Genomic DNA, 12,626 nt, shown 5'->3' on the forward strand with positions numbered 1-12,626 from the left:
GTTGGGATAAGTGAGAAAATGGACATTAGGTAGACAATACTACGCAAAGCCATGCCCTTTACCACGCAATTAATCTTGATTGCTAACTTGCGACTAGAAAAAGTTGCGTAAAGTCTTTTTTGAATCGGTTTTTTCGCATCTTTGGCAGCGCATAGCAATCATATTTAATCGCATCAAAGCCGTGAACCCCTATGTCTATCTGATTCTCGCCGGCTGGCTGTCCGGTATGGGCATTGTGGTCTATGTGGTATTCGACAGAATACGCCGTGCTGCCCACAAAAGGGAACTAGACAAGCGTTTGGCCGCCCTTAATCCCCCACCGCCCGGTCAGAATCATGACTCGCTGCCCCGCACCACTTACCGCCTCGAACCGGCCCTGCCGCCCCACAAGGAAAACCAAGCTGAGAAGTACGCTGAGTACCAAGCCCAGCAGGCGAAGTGGAAACTCTGGCAGCAGCTAAAGAAGCAACCATTACCGAAGGCTTAGCCTTCATAGAAGTTCCATTTTTTCACCCTTTACCCTTTTCACATTTTTTTCACTTTTTCACTTTTATCATGAACACTGTTCTAAGCAAAATCTCGCAAGGCTGGGCCCGGGCAAAGGGTGCTACCGAGACTGTTGCCGCTGAAGCAACGGTTGCCTTCCACAAAGCGCAGCACCAGACTCACAACATGAGCAAGTGGGACAAGCGCATTTATGGCACCCTGATGATTCTGGGTGGCTTCATGGGCCAGGCCAACGCTCAGGGCGGCGTAGGTTCCACCCTGACCTCCTTCAAGGCCACGGTACTGCTCATCGCTCAGGGCATTTTCGCCGTGTTCCTGATGATTGGCCTGGTTAAGACCGCTAAGAAGTTCATCGGCGGCGAACCTGACGCTATGACTTCGATGATGTGGCTGGCGGGTGGCGTGCTCCTGTTCTGGGGCTTCAACTCCCTCAAACAGCAAATCGTGGGCAACACCGGTAACAGCGGTGGTGGCGGTAACGTGGACTAATTGAATCCGGGAGTAGGGCGGCACCTGCGTCGCCCTACCCTACTTCATTTTTTACATCACGTTTCGATGCGCTCCTACAAAAGCATTGAAAGGCCGGCCCAAGTTCTCGGAATGGATATCCAGAGCTTGGGCCTTGTCTTTGGCCTAGTAATCGGTGGCGGAATGCTCCTGGCCCTGGTCAGCATGGGCACTACAGTAAATCCGCTTGTCTACCTGGTTCTGATCGTGACGGCGGTAGGGCTATTCTTTACCCTCCGGTACCTCAATAAGAACCGTCCCCCAGGCTTTTTGATGGGCTACGTCAGCTACCATCTCCGCCAACCTAAACGCCTCACCATAGGCATCAACCATGTTCAAAAGCAAAAAGGTAAAGCAGGGCGGGCTAAATGATGCCCACCCGGTGTATCTCTACGAGAACCATAAGCTCGTGCTGAAGGATGGCCGGGTTGGGGTGGCCTTTAAGCTCAATCCGGTGGAAATGGAGCTATGGGACCCCGACCAGTATACTGCCTGCCACGCGGCCTTTCAGGCGGCATTAAAGGTACTGCCGCCCGGTACCGTCGTGCAGAAAACCGACGTGTACTATGACCGTCCGTATGTGCACCCCCCAGCGGCCGGCCACTACTTCTCCCAGCGTATGGGCCAGTACTTCGGCAACCGGATGGTACTCTACCATTCGCCGTACCTGTTTCTGAGCTTTGCGCCCGTTTCGGCTAAAGCCAACGGCAAAGCCAGTGGTAAAAAAGCCAAGCCTCCGCGTCCGGTATCGGCCTTGAACGCGCTGATCAACAACGTGGATCAGAAGCTACCCGATAACCCGTTTGAGTCGGTGGCGCAGACGCTGGCCATGGCCGACCAGTATACCCAGGAATTTATCCAGGCCATGCGGGGGGTTCCCGACATTACGCTGGAGCGGCTGGATGAAAACCAGATCCGCGGCCTGTACCTCCAGTTCCTGAACCTGGACTTTGACCGCCAGCCCGAACACTACGAGCGGGAAATCTACAACGAGGTGGGTACGCTGGCCGTCGGAGAGCAAAAGGTGTCGTGCGTAAGTCTCACGGGTCAGGGCCTGCAGATGTTTCCCTGCGTGCGCAACAATTACGGTGTGACTTCGCCCATGCTGTACCCGCTGACGCACTTTTTGGCCATTCCGCACATTCTGACCCAATCCATTCAGATTGTCGACACAAAGGCAGAACTGGAAGCGCTGGACCGCGACAAAACGATCAACAAGTCCCTTTCCAAGCTGGCCACCCAGGACAACCACCTGCGCGTAGCTGAAATTGATTCGTTCGCTGCGGAAGTACGGGCAGAAGGCAAGCAGCTCTGCAAGCTGCACGTGAGCCTGCTGACTTGGGAAACCCAGGATGCGCTGCGGAAAGAAAACATCGAGAAGGCCGCCGCGGCAATGCGCTCGATGTTCAGCTCCGAGGCTGCCGTAGAAAATTTCCTGACGCTGCCCCTGTTCTTTTCAGCCCTGCCCTGCAACGGTTACCAGGTGCCGGACCGCTGGCTGCCGACGACAACCGACCGCGCGGCCTGCTACGTGCACTGGACGACTACCTACAGATCGGCTCGCACCGGGGAGTATATCTGTGACCGGTTCCGGAATCTGATTCGCATCAACCTGTTCGACGTTAGCCAGGATAACCAGAACAGCTTGACCATTGGCCCTTCCGGCTCGGGCAAAAGCTACACGATGGGCAATTTCATTGCCCAGCGCTTTGAGAACGGTGCCCGGCAGATCATCATTGACGTGGGCGGCTCCTACCGCAACGTCTGCCAGTCGCTCAACGGGCCGGATTTTGACAAGTCGTACTTCGAGTATGACCCTGCCAACCCGATTGAGTTCAACCCCTTCTTCGTCCCCCGGGACGCGGAACACAAATGGCTCTACGCTGACGAAAAACTCAATTTCCACCTGGCCCTGCTCACGGCGCTATGGAAGTCGGGGAAGGACGGCGTGCTAAGCAAATCTGAGCGGGCTATTCTTTCGCGCTTCCTGCAGGACTACTACGCCACGCTCAACAAGTCCGACAAGCTGGGCCACCATGACGAGGACTATCCCGGCATGCAGAGCTTCTACCAGTTCGTGCAGGACTACCATGAGCGCATGACGCGCAAGCTTACGCCAGTTGAGCTGGAGCAGGAAGATCCGTTGTTCTGGAAGCAACGCGAGCAGTACCGCAAGGACTCGGCCTACATCCAGATGGACGAACTGTTTCTGGTGCTGGGGGAATACATTGAGGGCGGGCGTTACGCCAAGGTACTCAACGCCAAGCTGGACGTGGATTTGTCGGACTACCGCCTGATCAGCTTCGACATGCTGCGCGTCAAGGCTGACCCGACCTTATACCCGGTGGTGGCCATGCTTATTACGGAACTGTCGCTGGACCTGTTCCGCAAGTTCCCGCATGATGTGAAGTACATCCTAATGGATGAGGCCTGGTCGATGCTCAGCGGCGCCCTGGAGGACTTCATTGTGAATATGTACCGCACCATTCGGAAAACGAATGGCAGCATTGGCATTATCACGCAGGGTATCAAGGAAATCGTGGATTCCCCGATTGGCTACACGCTGATTGACAACTCGGCCACGAAAATCATCCTGCGCCACACCAACGAGGCCAGCCTGGAGCGTCTGGAAAAGCCCCTGGGTTTCTCGACCCACGAAATGAGCCTGATTCGCTCCATTCAGTCAGGGGAGGGCTGGCGCCAGTTCCTGATCAAGCAGGGGCCGGTAGCCAAGATCTACACCCTCGAAGCGGCCCCTCAGCTGAACGCTATTCTCAGCTCCCGCGCCGCCGACCGCAACCTGCTCAACAGCCTGGTAACCCATTACCAGCGCAATCGGCCGGTACTGGTCTTGGACCCGGCTACGGGCCGGCCTAAGCTCGGCCCGGATGGGCTGCCGGAGTACTCAACCATTGTCGAGCAGCGGCTTGATTTCGCTGTGGATGAATTCGTTTCCTCGCAATCTAAGTAATCAGCTATGCTCCTTACCCTACTTCTCTCGGGCATCGGCGGGGACCTGAACGTACAGATTTCCCAGGCTGCTTATGATATGACCCGCAATGTTATCGTGCTGCTGATGTCCTCTGTGGTGCCTATCATGATGACCATTACGCTAGTCACGACTATTGGCCGGGGGTATCTGAGCGGACAGTCGCTGCAGATTGATCTAGCCCCCCTATTCAAACTCATTCTCATTGCGGGCTTTTTGCTTTCCTACCGGACAATAATGCCCAAAGTAGGGGATTCGGTCTACTGGATCTCGCGGGCGGTAACGGGTAACGGGGCGCAGGCGCAGGCTTACACTACGCTGGAAAATTTGAAGCCGAAGCCGCCCGGCACGGCTACCCCGCCGCCGCCTACCACCGTAGCGAATGGCACTCAGGATCAGCCGTCGGTTATCTCCGGCCTGGCCGACAAGATTGCTTCGATTGCTGGCTCTATCGGGGGCTTTTCGTTTCGGCAGTGGCTACTGGAGCTGGCCACGGGTACCATTGCTCAGCTCATTCAGGTCTGCATGTTGTTCATTCAGGCCTTTCTGGCGGCCTTCCTATTTGTGGTCGGGCCCATTGCCTTTACCCTCTCGATGCTGCCCGGCTTCGGAGGGTTAATGAAATCGTGGTTTCAGTCTTACCTGAGCGTGCATCTATGGACGGTCACGTTTGCCATCATCAACAAGCTGTTTGCCCAGTATTCGGCCGCAATGGCGGCGCTGGCCGCCTCTAAAATCACGACGGTTGACCAGTATTTTGCCCAGTACGCCTCGGATGGTCAGTACCAGGTAGCGTGCATCATCTTCATCATCATGTACCTGATGGTGCCCTACATGACGAGCTTGGTTGTCGGCTCCTCAGCAGCACAAAGCTTTGTTGGCGCAGCGGCTGGCCTGGTAGCCTCCCGGGCAGCTATGGGGGCCGGTAAAGCGGCCGGCGGCGCAGTTAATGCCCTGGGAAGTGGTGCTTCCGCCGTTGGGTCGGCCATGGCCAGCGATATGCGGGGTGCCGGCGCAGCTATGAATACCGCTATGGGCGGATTCGGGGGCTTCGGTGGGGGCGGGGGCGCAGCTTCCGCCGCTGGTTCCGGGGCGGGCATGTCAATGGGGGTTGCTCCCATGATGCCAGGCGCCGGGGCCTCCAACGGCTCGGCCCGCACGGCCGCCAGCTACGCCACGTACTCCCCGCCTCCGCAGCTGGGTGCTCCCTCCTCTGCGCCTGGGGGTTCGGGTGGCTCCTGGGGCTCGGCAGCCCCTTCCAATCCGGGGGCCCCGAACCACATGGTCAACTTGGGCAGCTCCGGCACTATGCGCGGGGTAGCCAATGGCACGGGCCAGGTTGGTGCAGCAGCCGGCGGCTCCGCAGCCGGTTCAGCTGCTCAGGCCGCGCTGCCTGGCCCTCCTACCGTTTCTGCGCCTTCTTCCAGCGTCGCCCGCTACCAGGGCGGCTCCGATGAGGGCACCGGCGCGGTCGACGTAACCGGCGGCTCGGATGGCGGCAAGCCTCAGCCGCCCATGCTCATAGCTCCAGGCCTCGGCCGGGGCGGTTCAGGTGGCTCCTTTTAAGCCGCATTCACTCCTTCAAATTTCACCTTCGGAAGCCTGGGCAGTCGGGAAGATAAGCCCCAGGTTCCCCAACTCAACAGCGAAATGAGCAACCTCAAAGACTTAAACCAAACTTACTCGTCGATGCGCCTGGTGGCGCTGGCTGCCGTGGGCCTGGCCATTGTAACGATGGTCGTTAGCGGCGGGCTGGTATTTCATGCCTACGGCGTCGTGGGCCAGCGCGTGTACGTGGTAGGCAATGGTGGTTCTACGGCAATGGCCTTGGCCGAATCACCGGAAGATCATACTGAATACGAGATGCGCAACCTGGTCCGCACCTTCGCCCTGAATATGTTCGGCCACGACCAGTACACGTTCAAGAACAACCTGAATACGGCTCTACCCCTCATTGATGATATGGGCGGCCGTCTGCTTTACGATGGGTTTAAAAAAGGCGCTGTACTCGACAACTACATCAAGTTCGGGGCACGCACTACGGCCAGTGTGGATAGCATTGTCCTCGATACCAATACGCTGCCGGTCAAGGGTCGCCTCTACATCCGGCAAAAGGCCTTTATCGGGGACCGGCAGAGTAAGTCGATGCCCATGGGCATGAGCTTCGAGCTGACCAATACCCACCGCAGCAACTTCAACCCCTTTGGGTTGATGATTACCCGCTTCAACTATATCCCCTACAATCCGGAAGCCTCCGAGAAAGAGAAGCGGATACTGCAGGCTCAGAAGGACCGCGACGATGCCCAACTCCAGCAGGCCAAAGTTGAAGCGGAGGAAGCCCAGAAAGAAGCCGCCCAATAATCGCCGCTCCACCGGGGCCTGCGGGCCCCGGTGCTAATCCTCAACTCACTTTTTACTCCCCAACTCGTGAAACTCTATATCCTGCTCGGCCTGGGACTACTTGCAGCACCAGCCGTTCACGCGCAACGCCGCGTTCAACCCCTTCCCGCCCAACTGCCCGCTTACTCACCGGCGGCCTCGTCGTCAGATCCGGCCGTTGGCCCGGCTGGCTTCCATACTGGCGGGTACACCAACCAAGGCCAGCACTTTACCGTGTCGCGCCTGGCCCCGCCGCCGCCGCCGACGCCCCCCGGGGCTACGGCAACTACGTTAGATATTGCCGTTTCGGATAGCTCAACAACGTATCTGGTGTTTCCGGGCTCTGTGTCGCTGGTCGACGTGGGGATGATGGATAACTACCTCGTGAAGATTGAAGCCAACTCGGTTTTCATCCGCGCCCGCAAGAAAGTATCGCCGCCTACGCCCATCATGGTGCGCCACGGCAGCAAGTATTGGATTGGGCGTCTGGTGACGGTGAAGCGGCCGGTCCTCACGCTGTATGACTTCACGAAACCTGGGGCGTTAAACCCGCCCCCCGCTCCGGCTACGCTGTCGGGGGCGGATTTGCTGGGCAGCCCGGATGCCATTATCGGGGACGTGCAGGTAGATCTGAGCGGTGACGTTCAATCAACGGCCGGGGGGATGCAGACCGGCACTGGCGCCGTGCTGCAGGAATCCTCGACCGGCGTTGGCCCCGACAATGAGCTGGCCATGGACCGCGCCGCCAGCAAGAAAGCGCGCATCAATGCCATGCTGCGCCGCCTGGATCAGTACCGGGAGGAAATCAACAGCGTGGCCGTGGTCGACAACCGCCTGTCTTTTTCCCTCTGCAATGTTCGTAACGACAAGCAGTTTACCTACCTGCGCTTTAAGCTGGTCAACTCCTCCAGCATTGACTACCAGGTAGACTTTGCTGATTTCACGCTGGTCGAAAACGACAAAAAACGCTTCCTCGGCAAAAAACGCAACGAGGCCCGGCGTCCGATGATGCCGGCTGGAGGCCACCCCAACCAGCGCGTGAAAGGCAATTCTACCGGTTATATCTATTACGCCGTGCCCCTGTATGCGGCCACGGATGAGGGCCACCTGGCAGTAGGCCTACGGGAATTGAGCGGTGCCCGGGCCATCCAGCTGCGCGTGCCCAGCCGCGTGATCAACACTGCTTCCACCTTTATCCAGTAAGCTGCTATGGATACTATCGAAAATATGTCTCCCATTGGTGGTTCCAGCACGCCGCCTTCTACCCCGCCGCCCGCTTCAGCCCCGGAGTCTGCCGCCGTAGAACCCGCTGCCGGCGCTGGCGAAGCTGCTGCACCGGCCGGGCCGGAGAAACCAGCTAAGGAAAAGGTCGATTGGGGCCAAAAGCTGCTTGACAACAAGATTACGGTGGGTATTGTCCTGGCCGTGCTCATTCTGGCCGGCGTAGCCGGTATCTGGTTTTCACTGGAAAACGAGGCTGCTGCCCAGGCACCTTTGGCGGCGGCTTCCACGGAGCAGATGGATGCCCTGACCAGTGACCCCACTCCGCCCGAAACGAAAGAGCCGATTGCAGCCGTCGACCAGGCAATGGCGGAAGAAGCTCGCCCCGTTCAGGAGGAACTGACCCCGGAGCAGCTGATGGTGCAGCAAAACCAGCCTAAGCCCAATGAGGAGCCCCAGCTAACCCCGGCTGAGCAGGCGGCGAACCGGGCCAAGTACGCGGAGGCAGCCCGCGCGGCCAATACCGAGCAGGTGCAGGAAACCCGCCGCGACCCTTCCACTGGCCAGTACAGCCAGCAGACGGCCACCCGTCAGCGGGTACCGGTCAGCAATGGTTCAGCTCCTCGCCGGCAGGAATGGTCTGCTACCTCGACCGGCAACATGAACCAGGCCAGCTACACTCCGCCACGGCCGACCCGCGACAGAGACGGAACACCCTTTGAAACCAACGACGAAATCAACATGATGCTCCAGAACCTGCCGAAAGGGGTGCACGACAACTATGAGCGCATGACGGGCCGGCGTTTCCGCCCTCTGCTGGCCAGCCAGCAACAGCAGGTTGGGGAGGCTGATAAGCGCCGAGCGGAAATGGCTTACATCCCCGGTATGGACGGCTTCAATACGGTTCGCTACCGGGGCAGCAATGCCAATGCAGCGGATGAGGAATTGATCATGCCCGATGTTTTTTACCGCTGCAGCATCCAGGGCACTCAGCTGGTCCGCACGGGCTCAGTGGTGATGTTGCGTCTTTCGGAAGAAGCCACATTCGGCGGTGTCACGTTCCCCCGCAACATGGTATTCTCTGCGCTGGCCTCGGTGGAAAGCAACCGGGTTACGCTGACCATTGACCGGCTGGGACAGTACAAGGTGGGCGTAGAAGTCTACAACTACAGCTACATGCCCGGCATCATGATTGACCCGGCCAAGCGGGTGAAGCCCCAGGGCCAGGAAGGCATTGCCGGCTCGATGATGCAGTCCGGCACCCAGGAAATCAGCACTGCTATTCTGCAAAGCTCCCAGGCAGCCAACTCTTGGAAAGGCATTGCTGGGCGGGCCGGCGTTACGATGCTTGGCCGCCTGCCCCGGGGTGGGGTGCGCCTGCGCGACGTGACCCTGCCGGATGGCTACCCGGTGCTCCTCACGCGCACGGGGAAAAGCTCCGCTGGCAGCGCTTACCAACAAGGCGGCCTGATGCAGCCCAGTGGCCTAATGGGTCAGGACGGCAACCCCATGCAGAGCCCCCTGATGCAGGGCGTCGGCCAGGGTGGCTATCCCAGCCAGCCCGGCTACGATAACCTGCCCCCGGCCTACGCTCAGCCCCAGAGCCAGGGTCAGCGCCGCTAATACGCTCCATGCTTTACCCTGCTTTCGGCTGTTTCGGCTTGCCCTATCCTAGGCGGCCCGTGAGTAGCGACAAGCCGAGCCATCGGAGGCAGTTTTTTTTCACTTTCAACCCCTTTACCTATGAGAAAAACATATAAGCATGCCCTGATGGCGCTCTGCTGCGGGGTCGTGCTAACCTCGGCTCCCCGGCCCGCTGCCGCGCAGTTCCTGACCACTGACGTTCCCCACATCGGGGTTCAGGTAGCGGAATTTGCCAAGAAGGCGCAGGACTGGCTGAAGCACCTGGAGAATTTCCGGGTCGTGCAGGACGCGCGCAACATTGCCTCCACGGCAAAGGATATTTCCGGCCGAATCCGGGATATAACCGGCGAAGTGCGGGGCCTGACGGAAGATGGCCTGAACCTGCAGAAGCAGATCCGGGAAGATCTGAAGAAAGTAGCCGCGGTGAAGGACCTGAAAATCTCCAACATGCGGGATTTGAAAACCCTCGTCACCAATCTGGCTAACCTGAATCTGGGCCACGCGTTGCCCTCCGTTGGCCAGGGCAACCGCTTTGGTCAGCTGCTGGCTTCGGCTACCGACAACGATGCCAAGCAGGTGAAGGAGATGTACAACTTCGTATCGAGCACGTCCGGTACGCGCCGGAATGTGCTGGAAATGCAGTCGCAGAAGGAACTGGCTACGCTCAATACCCTGGCGCTGGAAAACAGTAACCAGCAGGAGAAGGTAGCTATGGCCTTCCGCTACAAGCGCATGGCTGATGAGTTGTCTGAGCAAGCCGTTGAGCTGCAGGACGGCCTGAACACCCAAGGTAAGTTCTCCATGACCGACGGGGAACGGGTGCTGGCCCAGGACCGGGCGGCGCATAACATGGCGCAGGCTCAGGAATACCGGGAAAAGGCGGAAACGCTGCTTGCGGCTTCCGCCGTCAAGGGGCCGACCCAACTGGCCACCGAACAGGTCGTGCAGGATCAGGTATTTGTGGCCTCTATGCAGGGAATGCTGGAAAGCCAGCACCCCGGCTATTAAGCCGCTGCTCGACCAACCCTAGTCATTTAATCACCTTCAGGTACTAACTCTACTTCTATGAACCCACTACTGCGCGTCGCCCTTATTGGCGCGGTTTGCATTGCGGGCCTGGGGCAGCCAATGGTGGCCCACGCTCAGCGTCAGGTTAAACACCTCAACAGCCTTACCGTGCAATACGGCAAGGCCTCGGAAGGCACGTACTACCGCGCCGGTTATTCCCGATTCCTCTCCGACAAGGTACGGTTCGACGTAGTTGCGCTGCGTGAATCAGGCCGCGAGGATCACCCGAAAACCGGCCCCGATACGCCGTACTATGGCTACGACTTTGGGGTAGGTATTGCGCCCAAGTTATTCCGAATTGGAGAGGCCGTGTACGTGCATCTGCCCGTGCAGCTGCACGGGCGCTACGACCGCATGACCCAAGCCACGGCTTCCAGCAGGGACGGCCACCGCGAGGTAACGCAGGGCTTTTCAGCGGGTCCGGAAGTTGGAGTATCGGCCGATGTATACGTGACTAACTGGGTATCGCTCTCGGGCCAGGTATCACAAGGCTACCTGGCGTTTCGCCCCCCCGTAACTAGCTGGCCGCGCTACTTTGGGGGCGGGCTACGCTTCCACTTCCGCTAAGGAATAGCTACCTTTACAGGGCTATGCAATAGCTTAACGGTACTGAATGGAAAAAGCCCCCTGAACGCCTGTTCAGGGGGCTTTTTGTGTTTAAATATCAACACGTTACCTGTGCGGCGGCTTGGAACTCCAGGCCGCTTTCTTTGTGCCCTTACTTGCAATTATATTTAATCGCTTTGTTCGGTGAATGTACCTACCTTCGCAACTATATTTAGTCGCAAAACAACTTACAGGCTTTTCCTATGAACTCAGCTCTTTCACCCTCAACCACCTAACCCCCGGTATGGAAACGCAAGTACATCCAACCCCATCGGCCGCGCCGCCGGCCTTCGTGCCTTCCCACAACCGGAGTTGGCAGGATCAGGCACTCCCCGCCCCGCTTATCAGCTTTGACCAGGCGGAGGTTGTGGCCCTGGGCCTGCTCCGCCGGGAATCCGAAACCCACGCCCTCGTAGGCTTGGGGGTTGCCCAGGTAGTGGCCACTCTGGACGCCGCCGGCATTACAACCAGCCTGCTGCTGCTCTCCGGCCGGGGTACGATCGTTCCGGATATCGTGCTGCAGACCAGCCCCGAAGAAGCCGCCCGCTTTGATGCGCTGCACGCGGAAGTTCTCTGCGGACCGCAGCCTGCCGATACGGAAGGTGCGACCTGGTTGCGGCAACGCCGACTGGCCCACCTGCGCCTGCTGGCCATGGCGGGCGAATCGGCGCAGGTATTCCTGCCCGACCTCGACGCCAGCTGGCAGCCGGCCAGCGGTCAACCCATTGGCCAACCCTCGATGCTGCGTTGGCTGCTACAGTCAACGCCTTTGCTGCTGGTGGGAGCCGTGGCAATGGTGGTCTATATCTACAATGCCGGCGCTAACCCGGATCTATGGCCCCTGTTTCTGCTGCCGCTACTCGGTGCATGGGCCTTCGGGGGCTTATTGTTCTACCGCTTGTCGGCTTATCGGCAATCTGTGGCTCAGGCCTGGATGGCTCGCCCGGCCCGGCTGCGTCCGGACTCGTTGAAGGTAGCCCAAAACCTGGCGCGGCGGCCCTGGGTGCTGCTCTACCTGCCGGTCCTGCTGGTGCTGGTAGCCTTCATTGCCCTGATGGTTCTGCTGGCCAATTCCGTCCTCATCACGATCAGCGCCATGACGCTGCCGGTGTCGTTGGCTTTGGCATCGCTGCTGGCCCTGACCTACGCGATTGGGCGGCGCTACCTGAATGAAACTCGTGAACAAGTGCAGCTGCTGCCGGCCCCCCTGCTGCCGGTAAATCTGGACGAGTTATGGCTTTCCTACCTCTACTACTAACTCGGTGGTTGTGATGAATCAGTCCATTCTCTCTGCCGCTCCGGTTCGTGAACCGCTGGCCGCCCGCTGCTCCCGACTGCTACTGCGCCTTCGTCAGGCCTCCCACCGCCCAACTGCCACGCCTTCATTTACGCCCGACTACGCGAGTTTCCGGCCCCGGGCCTACCGGCCCTACCCCCCGCACCTGCGGGGGGCACGGCATCGTCGCTCGTACTGGCGCCGCACTCGTCGCGCCCTGGGCGTGGCCATTCTGATCGTGCTGGCAATTTCAATGGTCACGCTCGCCTGCGGCCACTTGCTGTCGGTCTGATGCACTTACTCCGATACGCCCTCCAGGCCGCACTTCTATGCGGCTTAGTACTGGTGCTGGTGCCTTACTGCACGTGGCGGGTGCTGGCAGCAGCTCCCCGCTCCTGATCTGTCCCTTTCAATTCCTTTCAATTGGCT

12 protein-coding genes are annotated in these 12,626 nt (G+C 59.0%); all 12 read left to right on the forward strand.

The genetic code is table 11. The features are described from left to right. Nucleotides 1-181 precede the first annotated feature (181 nt). The 12 genes from CHB83_RS19045 to CHB83_RS19100 all read left to right on the forward strand — a co-directional run bounded on the left by CHB83_RS19045 (nucleotide 182) and on the right by CHB83_RS19100 (nucleotide 12,489). Nucleotides 182-487, forward strand: a complete 306-nt coding sequence (locus CHB83_RS19045; RefSeq protein ID WP_143437201.1) for a hypothetical protein — start codon at nucleotides 182-184, stop codon at nucleotides 485-487. 68 nt (nucleotides 488-555) lie between these two features. Further along, on the forward strand, nucleotides 556-996 hold the full coding sequence (locus CHB83_RS19050) for a hypothetical protein (protein WP_089333793.1): 441 nt from the start codon (nucleotides 556-558) through the stop codon (nucleotides 994-996). Nucleotides 997-1,062: 66 nt separating this feature from the next. Then, entirely contained in the window at nucleotides 1,063-1,386 is a 324-nt protein-coding gene (locus tag CHB83_RS19055) for a hypothetical protein (RefSeq protein ID WP_089333794.1), read from the forward strand. Continuing rightward, the gene (locus CHB83_RS19060) at nucleotides 1,346-3,985 is read left to right on the forward strand and encodes a VirB4 family type IV secretion system protein (protein ID WP_089333795.1); all 2,640 of its coding nucleotides are present in this window, start codon (nucleotides 1,346-1,348) and stop codon (nucleotides 3,983-3,985) included. Before CHB83_RS19055 ends, CHB83_RS19060 begins: the two co-directional genes overlap by 41 nt. A 6-nt stretch (nucleotides 3,986-3,991) precedes the next feature. Beyond that, a complete protein-coding gene (locus tag CHB83_RS19065; RefSeq protein ID WP_089333796.1) occupies nucleotides 3,992-5,569 on the forward strand; it encodes a hypothetical protein in 1,578 nt (525 codons plus the stop codon). An 84-nt stretch (nucleotides 5,570-5,653) separates the two neighbouring features. Beyond that, nucleotides 5,654-6,364, forward strand: a complete 711-nt coding sequence (locus CHB83_RS19070; protein WP_089333797.1) for a hypothetical protein — start codon at nucleotides 5,654-5,656, stop codon at nucleotides 6,362-6,364. Between the two features lie 66 nt (nucleotides 6,365-6,430). Then, a complete protein-coding gene (locus CHB83_RS19075; protein WP_089333798.1) occupies nucleotides 6,431-7,585 on the forward strand; it encodes a DUF4138 domain-containing protein in 1,155 nt (384 codons plus the stop codon). 6 nt (nucleotides 7,586-7,591) lie between these two features. Then, nucleotides 7,592-9,226: a conjugative transposon protein TraM gene (gene traM / locus CHB83_RS19080; RefSeq protein WP_089333799.1), complete on the forward strand. Its 1,635-nt coding sequence runs from the start codon at nucleotides 7,592-7,594 to the stop codon at nucleotides 9,224-9,226. A gap of 120 nt (nucleotides 9,227-9,346) precedes the next feature. After that, nucleotides 9,347-10,255, forward strand: a complete 909-nt coding sequence (locus tag CHB83_RS19085) for a hypothetical protein (RefSeq protein ID WP_143437202.1) — start codon at nucleotides 9,347-9,349, stop codon at nucleotides 10,253-10,255. Nucleotides 10,256-10,312: 57 nt separating this feature from the next. Beyond that, a complete protein-coding gene (locus CHB83_RS19090; protein ID WP_089333801.1) occupies nucleotides 10,313-10,882 on the forward strand; it encodes a hypothetical protein in 570 nt (189 codons plus the stop codon). Between the two features lie 283 nt (nucleotides 10,883-11,165). After that, nucleotides 11,166-12,179 carry a hypothetical protein gene (locus CHB83_RS19095; RefSeq protein WP_143437203.1) on the forward strand — a complete coding sequence of 338 codons (1,014 nt, stop codon included), beginning with the start codon at nucleotides 11,166-11,168 and terminating at the stop codon, nucleotides 12,177-12,179. Nucleotides 12,180-12,192: 13 nt separating this feature from the next. After that, nucleotides 12,193-12,489 carry a hypothetical protein gene (locus CHB83_RS19100; RefSeq protein ID WP_089333803.1) on the forward strand — a complete coding sequence of 99 codons (297 nt, stop codon included), beginning with the start codon at nucleotides 12,193-12,195 and terminating at the stop codon, nucleotides 12,487-12,489. Nucleotides 12,490-12,626 lie beyond the last annotated feature (137 nt).

This window comes from Hymenobacter mucosus, assembly GCF_900188255.1.
GTDB classification, from domain to species: domain Bacteria; phylum Bacteroidota; class Bacteroidia; order Cytophagales; family Hymenobacteraceae; genus Hymenobacter; species Hymenobacter mucosus.

Excerpts from the sequence above, each read along its gene's own strand:
- CHB83_RS19050 (WP_089333793.1), top strand. The coding sequence starts at position 556 with ATGAACACTGTTCTAAGCAAAATCTCGCAAGGCTGGGCCCGGGCAAAG.
- CHB83_RS19055 (WP_089333794.1), top strand. The coding sequence starts at position 1,063 with ATGCGCTCCTACAAAAGCATTGAAAGGCCGGCCCAAGTTCTCGGAATG.
- CHB83_RS19060 (WP_089333795.1), top strand. The coding sequence starts at position 1,346 with ATGTTCAAAAGCAAAAAGGTAAAGCAGGGCGGGCTAAATGATGCCCAC.
- CHB83_RS19065 (WP_089333796.1), top strand. The coding sequence starts at position 3,992 with ATGCTCCTTACCCTACTTCTCTCGGGCATCGGCGGGGACCTGAACGTA.
- CHB83_RS19070 (WP_089333797.1), top strand. The coding sequence starts at position 5,654 with ATGAGCAACCTCAAAGACTTAAACCAAACTTACTCGTCGATGCGCCTG.
- traM (WP_089333799.1), top strand. The coding sequence starts at position 7,592 with ATGGATACTATCGAAAATATGTCTCCCATTGGTGGTTCCAGCACGCCG.
- CHB83_RS19085 (WP_143437202.1), top strand. The coding sequence starts at position 9,347 with ATGAGAAAAACATATAAGCATGCCCTGATGGCGCTCTGCTGCGGGGTC.
- CHB83_RS19090 (WP_089333801.1), top strand. The coding sequence starts at position 10,313 with ATGAACCCACTACTGCGCGTCGCCCTTATTGGCGCGGTTTGCATTGCG.
- CHB83_RS19095 (WP_143437203.1), top strand. The coding sequence starts at position 11,166 with ATGGAAACGCAAGTACATCCAACCCCATCGGCCGCGCCGCCGGCCTTC.
- CHB83_RS19100 (WP_089333803.1), top strand. The coding sequence starts at position 12,193 with ATGAATCAGTCCATTCTCTCTGCCGCTCCGGTTCGTGAACCGCTGGCC.